Origin of the sequence: Pseudomonas baetica, from assembly GCF_019733355.1 — a bacterium.
Classification (GTDB): Bacteria; Pseudomonadota; Gammaproteobacteria; order Pseudomonadales; family Pseudomonadaceae; genus Aquipseudomonas; species Aquipseudomonas baetica_A.
This window is the reverse complement of sequence record NZ_JAIHLQ010000028.1, coordinates 88,706-98,287: the sequence shown is the minus strand read 5'-3', so window position 1 is coordinate 98,287 and position 9,582 is coordinate 88,706. Positions and strand designations below refer to the sequence as shown.

Annotated in this window: 9 protein-coding genes; 5 read left to right on the top strand and 4 right to left on the bottom strand. The window is 60.2% G+C overall.

All coding sequences use genetic code 11. The features are described from left to right. Nucleotides 1–415, bottom strand: a 415-nt coding sequence (locus tag K5E40_RS23455) for a hypothetical protein (protein ID WP_221732853.1), incomplete at its 3' end; no start/stop codon positions are given. Nucleotides 416–799: 384 nt separating this feature from the next. Between K5E40_RS23455 and K5E40_RS23450 the strand changes: the two genes are divergently transcribed. Next, entirely contained in the window at nucleotides 800–2,875 is a 2,076-nt protein-coding gene (locus tag K5E40_RS23450; protein ID WP_221732852.1) for an AsmA family protein, read from the top strand. A 102-nt stretch (nucleotides 2,876–2,977) separates the two neighbouring features. Here K5E40_RS23450 and K5E40_RS23445 read toward each other — a convergent pair whose 3' ends face one another. After that, nucleotides 2,978–3,508, bottom strand: a complete 531-nt coding sequence (locus K5E40_RS23445) for a bacterioferritin (RefSeq protein ID WP_221732851.1) — start codon at nucleotides 3,506–3,508, stop codon at nucleotides 2,978–2,980. Between the two features lie 269 nt (nucleotides 3,509–3,777). On the opposite strand from K5E40_RS23445, the gene K5E40_RS23440 reads away from it, so the two are divergent. Beyond that, nucleotides 3,778–4,656: a triacylglycerol lipase gene (locus K5E40_RS23440; RefSeq protein WP_221732850.1), complete on the top strand. Its 879-nt coding sequence runs from the start codon at nucleotides 3,778–3,780 to the stop codon at nucleotides 4,654–4,656. A gap of 96 nt (nucleotides 4,657–4,752) precedes the next feature. Here K5E40_RS23440 and K5E40_RS23435 read toward each other — a convergent pair whose 3' ends face one another. Next, nucleotides 4,753–5,640: a DMT family transporter gene (locus tag K5E40_RS23435; protein WP_221732849.1), complete on the bottom strand. Its 888-nt coding sequence runs from the start codon at nucleotides 5,638–5,640 to the stop codon at nucleotides 4,753–4,755. A 96-nt stretch (nucleotides 5,641–5,736) separates the two neighbouring features. Here K5E40_RS23435 and K5E40_RS23430 point away from each other — a divergent pair, with 96 nt between their 5' ends. From K5E40_RS23430 to K5E40_RS23420, 3 genes are all read left to right on the top strand, one after another. Then, entirely contained in the window at nucleotides 5,737–6,531 is a 795-nt protein-coding gene (locus tag K5E40_RS23430; protein WP_221732848.1) for a helix-turn-helix transcriptional regulator, read from the top strand. A 63-nt stretch (nucleotides 6,532–6,594) separates the two neighbouring features. Next, nucleotides 6,595–6,900: a PsiF family protein gene (locus K5E40_RS23425; protein ID WP_221732847.1), complete on the top strand. Its 306-nt coding sequence runs from the start codon at nucleotides 6,595–6,597 to the stop codon at nucleotides 6,898–6,900. A gap of 203 nt (nucleotides 6,901–7,103) precedes the next feature. Next, on the top strand, nucleotides 7,104–8,117 hold the full coding sequence (locus K5E40_RS23420) for an AI-2E family transporter (RefSeq protein ID WP_221732846.1): 1,014 nt from the start codon (nucleotides 7,104–7,106) through the stop codon (nucleotides 8,115–8,117). 134 nt (nucleotides 8,118–8,251) lie between these two features. Here the strand turns inward: K5E40_RS23420 and K5E40_RS23415 are convergent, their stop codons facing one another. Then, nucleotides 8,252–9,526 carry an Hsp70 family protein gene (locus tag K5E40_RS23415; RefSeq protein WP_221732845.1) on the bottom strand — a complete coding sequence of 425 codons (1,275 nt, stop codon included), beginning with the start codon at nucleotides 9,524–9,526 and terminating at the stop codon, nucleotides 8,252–8,254. Between the last annotated feature and the right edge of the window lie 56 nt (nucleotides 9,527–9,582).

Here is a 9,582-nt window from a genome sequence, read left to right as displayed (position 1 = left end):
AAGCGGCGTTGCGTTCGATCACACGGTCACCACCACCTTCGGCGAGCGCCTGGCCTTGTGGGGTTTTGTCGTAACCGTCTTCAACCAGGCCTTTTTGTTCGAGGCGGTTGCGACCGTTTTCGGCGAGCGCTTGGCCTTGTGGGGTTTTGTCGTAACCGTCTTCAACCAGGCCTTTTTGTTCGAGGCGGTTGCGACCGTTTTCGGCGAGCGCCTGGCCTTGTGGAGTTTTGTCGTAGCCATCTTCAGCCAGGGTCTGGCCTTGTGGCGTGCGGTCGGAACCATCAGCAGCAACGGTCTGACTGAACACGGAGTAGCTGGTTTTTACTTGCGGAGTAGCCTGTTCGGCAGCGGGCAGGGCGAAAGCAGTGCTGGCTAGCATCGACAGGGTAAGGCTGAGCAGTAATTGGCGTTTCATGATGGGTTGCTCCTTGGGAGGGCGATAAAGTGGGTACGAGGGCAATGCTACTCTCGATAAGTCGATATAAAAGTTCATAAACGCAATGGTAATAATCAACAGAATTGATTGTTCTGGCGGGAGGCTCTAAACCGGGCCTTTCAGGGTGACGGTTTTGCACCTTGGTGGGTATTTTCGACCCACTCGCGCCTCACAAAAGTGCGGGGGGCGGTAACGTTGTTCGACCAATCGGTCAGATTTGCGTGGCTTTTTCCGCCCAGATGCGGCTTTCGATTAAACCTGCGGGCCTTTTGCCAGTCACAGAATTCATGAGGGCCGCTATGGCCCGCCGTTTCAGCCGTTCGCCGTGATGTGGGCGTGCGGTCGTCATCAGGAGCTTTGTGCATGACGCGCACCGGAAAAATTTTCAGTTGGACCTTCGCCACCCTTGTGCTGCTCTTGGCCGTGCTGGTCCTGATCATCGCGTTCTTCGACTGGAACCGGATCAAACCGGCGCTCAATGCCAAAGTCTCGGAAGAGCTGCATCGGCCGTTTGCCATTAACGGCAACCTCGCGGTGATCTGGCAGCGCGAGCCGGATGAGGGCGGTTGGCGGGCCTGGGTACCTTGGCCGCATGTGGTCGCCGAAGACTTGAGCCTGGGCAATCCGCAGTGGTCGAAGACGCCGCAGATGGTCACGCTCAAGCGCGTTGAACTGCGTATCTCGCCTCTGGCGTTGTTGGCGCAACGCGTGGTCATCCCGCGCATCGACCTGACCGAGCCTAACGCTGAGCTGCAACGCTTGGCCGATGGCCGGGCCAACTGGACGTTCACGTTTGATCCCAAGGATCCGAATGCCGAACCGTCGAACTGGGTGGTCGATATCGGCGCCATCGGTTTCGACAAGGGCCATGTGACGCTTGATGATCAAACCCTCAAGACCAAGCTGGATGTGCTGATCGATCCGCTGGGCAAGCCGATTCCGTTCAGCGAAATCGTCGGTGACAAAGCGGCGAAAACCGCGAAGGACAAGGGCGGCGCGCCACAAGACTACGCGTTCGCGTTGAAGGTCAAAGGCCAATATCACGGCCAGAACCTCACCGGCCAAGGCAAGATCGGCGGGTTGTTGGCGTTGCAGGACGCGAGCAAACCGTTCCCGCTGCAAGCCCAGGCGAAAATCGGCGACACCCGCATTGAATTGGCCGGCACCCTGACCGACCCGCTCAACCTCGGCGCCCTCGACCTGCGCTTGAAATTGGCCGGTGCCAGCCTCGGTAATCTCTATCCGTTGACCGGCGTGACCTTGCCGGATACGCCCCCGTATGCAACCGACGGCCATCTGATCGCCAAGCTGCATGACGCGGCGGGCGCGACATTCACCTATGAGCAATTCAACGGCAAGATCGGCGGCAGCGACATCCATGGCGACCTGACCTACATCGCCAGCCAGCCACGGCCAAAACTCAGCGGCGCGCTGGTATCCAATCAACTGCTGTTCGCTGACCTCGCGCCGTTGATCGGCGCTGACGCCAATGACAAGCAAAAGGCCCGGGGCGGCGAGAGCAAGCAACCGGCCGATAAAGTACTGCCGGTCGAGGCGTTCAAGACCGACCGCTGGCGAGCGATGGACGCGGATGTTGAATTCACCGGCAAGCGCATCGTCCACAGTGAAAAACTGCCGCTCACCGACCTCTATACCCATCTGAAACTCGATGACGGTGAACTCAGCCTGGAACCGCTGCGCTTCGGCGTCGCGGGCGGCACTCTCGACGCACAGATCCGCCTCAACGGGCGCACCGAACCTTTGGAAGGCCGGGCCAAATTGACTGCGCGCAAGTTCAAACTCAAGGAACTGTTCCCGACGTTTGAGCCCATGAGGACCAGTTTTGGTGAGCTCAATGGCGATGCCGATATCAGTGGTCGCGGCAACTCGGTTGCCAAGTTGCTGGGCGGCGCCAACGGCAGCCTGAAGATGCTGATCAACGACGGCGCGATCAGTCGTGAGTTGATGGAGCTGGCCGGTCTCAACGTCGGTAACTACGTGGTCGGCAAGATCTTTGGCGACAAGGAAGTGAAGATCAACTGCGCAGCGGCGGACTTCGACATCAAGACCGGTTTGGCGACCACGCGACTGTTTGTCTTCGATACCGAGAACGCGATCATTTACGTCGACGGCACAGCGAACATGGCCACCGAGCAACTGGACCTGACGGTGACCCCCGAATCCAAGGGCTGGCGTTTGATCTCGCTGCGCTCGCCGCTGTATGTGCGTGGCAAGTTCATCAAGCCCGATGCCGGGGTCAAAGCGGTGCCGCTGTTGCTGCGCGGGGCGGGGATGGTGGCGTTGGGGGTGATTGCTGCACCGGCGGCAGGGCTGCTGGCGTTGGTGGCCCCCAGTGGCGCAGAGCCGAATCAGTGTGCACCGCTGCTTGAACAGATGAAGGCGGGCAAGGCGCCGGTGACCGTCAAGCCAAGCAAGTAAATCTACAGCGCCTGTCAGGACGCCATCGCGGGCAAGCCCGCTCCCACAGGTACAGCGCAATCCTGTGGGAGCGGGCTTGCCCGCGATGGCAATTTCGAAGGTTTAGAGGTCGTTCAGAATGTCGGCCATGTCATCGGCATGTTCTTCTTCCTGCGCCAGAATATCTTCGAAGATACGTCGGGTCGTCGGGTCTTTATCACCGATGTACTGAATGATCTCGCGGTAGCTGTCGATGGCGATCCGCTCGGCCACGAGGTCTTCGTAGACCATTTCCTTCAAGGTGTTGCCGGCCACGTACTGGGCGTGGGACATCTTCGACAACAGGTCGGGGTTGAACTCAGGCTCGCCGCCCAATTGCACAATGCGTTCAGCCAGGCGGTCGGCGTGTTGCGCTTCCTGAATGGCGTGTTCGAGGAATTCGTCGGCGGCCACGCTGGCTTTCAAACCGTTGGCCATGAAGTAGTGGCGCTTGTAGCGCAAGACGCAGACCAGTTCGGTGGCCAGCGATTCGTTGAGCAAGCGCAGCACCTCTTCACGGTTGGCACTGTAGCTCTCGGTCACGGCGCCGTTTTCAACGTGTTGCCGTGCGCGCTCGCGCAGGGTTTGAACATCAGACAAATGCAGGTCGCTCATTTCGATCTCCTGGAGGCTAATCCGATTGGCGCCACGCTCTACAGTCGTGATCGCCTACCCAGGTTGTGAGTCTTGGGCGATGCAAAAAGTTTTATGGCATGTGATGCAATCTTGGCACCGGTCAGTCAAACGACCGTCGGTGGGGCTGATTGTGGCAGGGGTGGTGGGGCTGAAGTAGGCTGCTCATCGAGTTGTCATCTTCAGGGCGGATGCTTGGCGGGCGTTTTGCACGCCTTGCATCCACTCACCGACCACAAGGATGTTTGCCCATGTCGACGCGTTATCCACTGGTGCTGGTGCCGGGCATGCTCGGGTTTATCCGGCTGGTGTTTTATCCGTATTGGTTCGGGATCATCAAGGCGTTGCGCCGTGGTGGTGCGACGGTGATTGCCGTGCAGGTGTCGCCGCTCAACTCGACCGAGGTGCGCGGTGAGCAGTTGCTGCGGCGTATCGAGGAGATTTTGCGCGAGACCGGCGCGGCCAAGGTCAACCTGTTCGGTCACAGCCAAGGCTCGCTGACGGCGCGTTATGCGGCGGCCAAACGCCCGGATCTGGTGGCTTCGGTGACCTCGGTCGCCGGGCCCAATCACGGCTCGGAGCTGGCCGACTATCTGCTCAAGCACTACCCCGCTGACAGTGCCAAAGGGCGCCTGCTCGATGCGTTGCTACGCGCTATCGGCTGGATGATGGCGTTACTCGACACCGGTTATCACGGGCCGAAACTGCCGGTCGATATCCATGCCTCGCATCACTCGCTGACTTCAGACGGCGTGGCGCTGTTCAATCAGCGTTATCCACAGGGGCTGCCCGACACTTGGGGCGGGCACGGGCCGGAAGTGGTCAATGGCGTGCGTTATTACTCGTGGTCGGGGACGTTACAGCCGGGCAAGACCGATCGCGGCGGTAATCTGTTTGACGGCACCCATCGCAGCTGTCGGCTGTTTGCCAAGACGTTCGTGCGTGAGGCGGGGCAGTGTGACGGCATGGTCGGGCGTTACAGCTCGCATCTGGGCACGGTAATTGGCGATGACTTTCCTCTGGATCATTTCGACATCGTGAACCAGTCGCTGGGGCTGGTCGGGAAGGGGGCTGATCCGGTGCGGCTGTTTGTCGAGCATGCGGCGAGGCTCAAGGCTGCCGGGGTCTAGCGGTCAGACCAAGTGATCGTTCTTCGCGAGCCAGCCCGCTCCCACAGGGAAATGCATGCCAAATGCGGGAGCGGGATTGGTCGCGAAGGGGCCGGATCAGGCAACGCGGCGTTTATGGCCCAGCACGGTGGTCCAACGCTCGGAAAGAATCACCCCTCCCAAGGTCAGCATCCCGCCGACCAAGTGATACGTCGCCAACTGCTCCTTCAACACCACCGCCGCAATCAGTGCGGTAATTAACGGCAGCAAATTAAAGAACAGCGTCGTCCGGCTCGGCCCCAGGCGCTGCACCGCCTGCATCCACGCCAATGGCGCCAGCATCGAAGCCAACAGACACGCGTACAACACCAGCGGAATGTTCTGCAGCGTCAGGCCGGTTTTCGGCGAAACAGCAAACAGCGGAAACAACACCACAATCGCCACCAGCACCTGCAAATACAGCAACACCAGCGGCGGCAAACGCAGCTGCCATTTCTTCAGCAACGTGCTGTAAACCGCGTAAGCCAGGGTGGCGATCAGCATCATCGCGTCCCCCAGATTCACCCCGTGTTGCAGCAGCGCGCTGAGGCTGCCGGACGACACCACCACCAGCACACCGGCAAACGACAGCACGGCACCGACCAGCGCACCGGCGGTCAGGCGCTGGCCTAGGCTGATGATCGCCATGGCCAGCGACATCAAGGGCATCAGCGACAGGATGATGCCCATGTTGGTCGCTGTGGTCAGGGTCGCCGCGAAATAGGCGAGGCTTTGGTACACGGCCATGCCAAGCACGCCGAGCACAAAGATTTTGCCCAGGTTCGGGCGGATCTTCGGCCAGTGGGCAATCACCGGTTTGAGCATGAACGGGGTGAACAGCAAGCCGGCGAGCAGCCAGCGGTAGAAACCGATTTCGGCCGGGAAGATCGCGCCGACGGCGAGCTTGTTGATCACGGTGTTGCCGGCCCAGATAAAAATCGCCAGCAGAGGAAAAGCGTATTGCATGCGTTGAAACCAGAACGTTAATGAAGCGTGATTATCCTCTGTCTGGATACAGCCCTATACTTTGAACCGGACAACCTGCCTCTGAAACCGGACAGCATGAACAGTAAACACATCGATCTGCTGGATTTCAGCGAACTGCCGTCGGCGGTGTACTTCCGTTACGCCGACTTCAACGCCCACGAATTCGCCGCGCCGCACCGCCATCCGTGGGGCACGCTGGAGTATGCGGCTCATGGCGTGCTGCACATGGACGTCGACGGCAGCCGTTTCATGTCGCCGCCGCAATACGCGGTGTGGGTGCCGCCGCAGGTCGAGCACAGTTTCTACAGCCATCAACCGGTCAATTATCGGGCGGTGTGTCTCGCGCCCAAGGTCTGTGCCGAGTTGCCGGCGCGGGCTTGCACGCTGGCGATCAGCGACATTCTCAAGGCGATCCTCAAGGACTTCGCCGCCCGCGACGTGAAGATCCCCGAACGTGATGCCGATCAACGTCTGGCCCAGGTGCTGGTCGATCAACTGCAACAGGCGCCGGTGCATGAGTGTTACCTGCCGTATGCCAGCAGTCCCGGTTTGCTATCGATCCTCGACGCGTTGCAGGCCGATCCGGGCAACAACCAGCCGCTGGCACAGTGGGCGGCGCGAGTGCATGTCAGCGAACGCACGCTGGCCCGGCAGTTCGTGCGCGAACTGGGGATGAGTTTCGGTGAGTGGCGCCAACGCTTGCGCTATCTCGCCGCGATCGAAGCACTGGAAACGTCGCGCAGCGTGCAGGAAATCGCCTTCGACCTGGGTTACAGCAGTGGCTCGGCGTTTATCGCCATGTTCGCCCGTCAGGCCGGATGTACGCCGGAGCAGTACCGGCGCAGCCACCTTGAAGGCAGGAAGGTGTAACAAGATTTGGCTACACTCCTGCGGAGGCCGCATCCATCGGTGCGGCGACAAGGAGAAAACTCCATGAAGATGTTGCGTGTCCCTTTGTTGATGATCGGTCTGCTGCTGTGCTCCCAGGGTTTTGCCGCCACCGCGCAACAGAACAAAATGACCACCTGCAATGCCGATGCGACCGCCAAGAGTCTGAAAGGCGATGAGCGCAAAACGTTCATGAGCACCTGCCTCAAAGCCGCGCCAGCAGCCAACGATGGCAAGGCCATGACTCCCCAGCAGCAGAAAATGAAAACCTGCAACGCTGATGCGAAAACCAAGGCGTTGACCGGCGATGCACGCAAGACTTTCATGAGTGATTGCCTGAAGAAAAAGTAATCAGCAGGGATATGTGGTGAACGGGCCGGCCTCTTCGCAAGCAGGCTCGCTCCCACATTGAAATGCGTACCCCAGTGGGAGCGAGCCTGCTCGCGATGGGGCCATTGAGCGCACCCACACGCTTCGCCCCTGCATATTCCTAGTGCTCCCCCCGGATCGCTGGCAGACTGCCCATCCTTTTACGCCGTTCGTTTTGAGGCTGTATGCCAACGTTTTCTCAGCGTCATGTTGTGTTCTGGGTCAGTTGCATCATCATTTTCGGCGGTTTGCTGCTGGTGTTGCCGCTGCGCTTGCTGCCCAGTCTGTTGGCCGGGTTGCTGGTTTTCGAATTGGTCAACATGCTCACCCCGCAACTGCAGCGGCTGATTGAAGGCCGCCGCGCACGTTGGCTGGCGGTGGCGTTGCTCGGTACGCTGGTGGTCAGTGTGCTGGCGCTGCTCTTCGCCGGCGCCATCAGTTTCCTGCTGCACGAAGCGGAAAATCCCGGGGCGTCGCTCGACAAATTCATGGGCGTGATTGACCGCGCACGCGGCCAGTTGCCGCCGTTCATCGACGCTTACCTGCCAGCGAGTGCGGCGGAATTTCGCGTAGCCATTGGCGAATGGGCCGGCAAACACCTGGCCGATCTGCAATTGGTGGGCAAGGACGCAGCGCACATGTTCGTCACGCTGCTGATCGGCATGGTGCTCGGCGCAATCATTGCCCTGCAGCGCATACCGGACGTGACCAAGCGCAAGCCGCTGGCCGCCGCACTGTTCGACCGCTTGCACCTGCTGGTGCAGGCGTTTCGCAACATCGTCTTCGCGCAGATCAAGATTTCCCTGCTCAACACCTTCTTCACCGGCATCTTCCTGGCGGTGATCCTGCCGATGTTCGGCATCAAACTGCCGCTGACCAAAACCCTGATCGTGTTGACCTTCCTGCTCGGCCTGCTGCCGGTGATCGGCAACCTGATGTCGAACACGCTGATCACCATTGTCGGTCTGTCGCTGTCGATCTGGGTGGCGCTGGCGGCGCTGGGCTACCTGATTTTTATCCACAAGCTCGAATACTTTCTCAACGCGCGCATTGTCGGCGGGCAGATCAGTGCCAAGTCGTGGGAGTTGCTGTTGGCAATGCTGGTGTTCGAGGCCGCGTTCGGCCTGCCGGGGGTTGTGGCGGGGCCGATTTACTACGCGTATCTGAAGAGTGAGTTGAAGCTGGGCGGGATGGTTTGATTCAGAATTTGTAGTGTTTGAGCGGGCCTCTTCGCGAGCAAGCCCGCTCCCACTTTTGACCGCATTCCTTCAGCTAGAATGCAATCCAGTGTGGGAGCGGGCTTGCTCGCGAAGGGCGCACTGCCGATTTTGGATCAGGCCATGGCGCCATAGCGCTTCATGGCTTCAATCGCCAGACCGCTGCCGATGCTGCCAAAGATATTGCCTTCGACATGTCGCGCATTCGGCAGCATCGCCGAGACGCTGTTGCGCAGCGCCGGAATGCCGCTGGAACCGCCGGTGAAGAACACCGTATCCACCTGATCCACCGACACGTTCGCATCGTTGAGCAACTGCGTGACGCTACCGCGCACCCGTTCCAGTTGCGCGTCAATGGCTGATTCGAACAGGGCTCGCGTCAGTTCCACGCTCAGCCCGGCTTCGATGCGATCCAGCGGCACATGCCGGCTGTCGGTATGCGTCAGGTGAATCTTGGTCTCTTCCACTTCCATCGCCAGCCAGTGCCCGGCGCGCTGTTCGATCAGTTTGAACAGGCGATCGATGCCGCCCGTGTCTTCGATGTCGTAGCGCATGCTGCCCAGCGCCAGGCTGGATTTTTGCGAGTACACCGAGTTGATCGTGTGCCAGGTCGCCAGGTTCATGTGGTGGCTGGTCGGCATGTAGGCGCCGCTTTTCATGCGGCTGCCGTAGCCGAACAGCGGCATCAGGCCTTGCAGGCTCAGTTGTTTGTCGAAGTCGGTACCGCCGATGTGCACGCCGCCCGTGGCGAGGATGTCGTCGTGGCGGTTATCCACACCGCGTCGCTCGGGCGAGAGGCGCACCAGCGAGAAGTCGGACGTACCACCGCCGATGTCGACGATCAGTACCAGCTCTTCTTTCTCGATGGTCGACTCGTAGTCGAAGGCCGCGGCAATCGGCTCGTACTGGAACGACACGTCCTTGAAGCCGATCTTGCGGGCGACGTCTACCAACGTGTCTTCGGCTTCCTGGTCGGCCAGCGGATCGTCATCGACGAAAAACACCGGACGGCCCAGCACCACTTGCTCGAATTCCCGACCGGCGGCCGTTTCGGCGCGGCTCTTGAGCTGGCCGATGAACAGGCCGAGCAAGTCCTTGAATGGCATCGCGGTGCCCAGGACGCTGGTGTCGTGCTTGATCAGCTTGGAACCGAGCAGACTCTTGAGCGAGCGCATCAGCCGGCCTTCGTAGCCTTCCAGGTACTCGTGCAGGGCCAGGCGACCGTACACCGGGCGACGCTCCTCGATGTTGAAGAAGACCACTGACGGCAGGGTGATCTTGTCGTCTTCCAGCGCGATCATCGTTTCCATGCCGGGACGTAGCCAGCCGACGGTGGAGTTGGACGTGCCGAAGTCGATGCCGCAGGCACGGGCTGGAGAGGCGTTGTTCATGTCTTTCGGGTTCCGGTCAAAAAACGGCCGCGCAGTGTATGTCAGTGCGCGGCAGA

Coding starts and splice junctions, on each gene's coding strand:
- K5E40_RS23430 (WP_221732848.1), top strand. CDS start 5,737: ATGAACAGTAAACACATCGATCTGCTGGATTTCAGCGAACTGCCGTCG.
- K5E40_RS23415 (WP_221732845.1), bottom strand. CDS start 9,526: ATGAACAACGCCTCTCCAGCCCGTGCCTGCGGCATCGACTTCGGCACG.
- K5E40_RS23435 (WP_221732849.1), bottom strand. CDS start 5,640: ATGCAATACGCTTTTCCTCTGCTGGCGATTTTTATCTGGGCCGGCAAC.
- K5E40_RS23425 (WP_221732847.1), top strand. CDS start 6,595: ATGAAGATGTTGCGTGTCCCTTTGTTGATGATCGGTCTGCTGCTGTGC.
- K5E40_RS23420 (WP_221732846.1), top strand. CDS start 7,104: ATGCCAACGTTTTCTCAGCGTCATGTTGTGTTCTGGGTCAGTTGCATC.
- K5E40_RS23440 (WP_221732850.1), top strand. CDS start 3,778: ATGTCGACGCGTTATCCACTGGTGCTGGTGCCGGGCATGCTCGGGTTT.
- K5E40_RS23445 (WP_221732851.1), bottom strand. CDS start 3,508: ATGAGCGACCTGCATTTGTCTGATGTTCAAACCCTGCGCGAGCGCGCA.
- K5E40_RS23450 (WP_221732852.1), top strand. CDS start 800: ATGACGCGCACCGGAAAAATTTTCAGTTGGACCTTCGCCACCCTTGTG.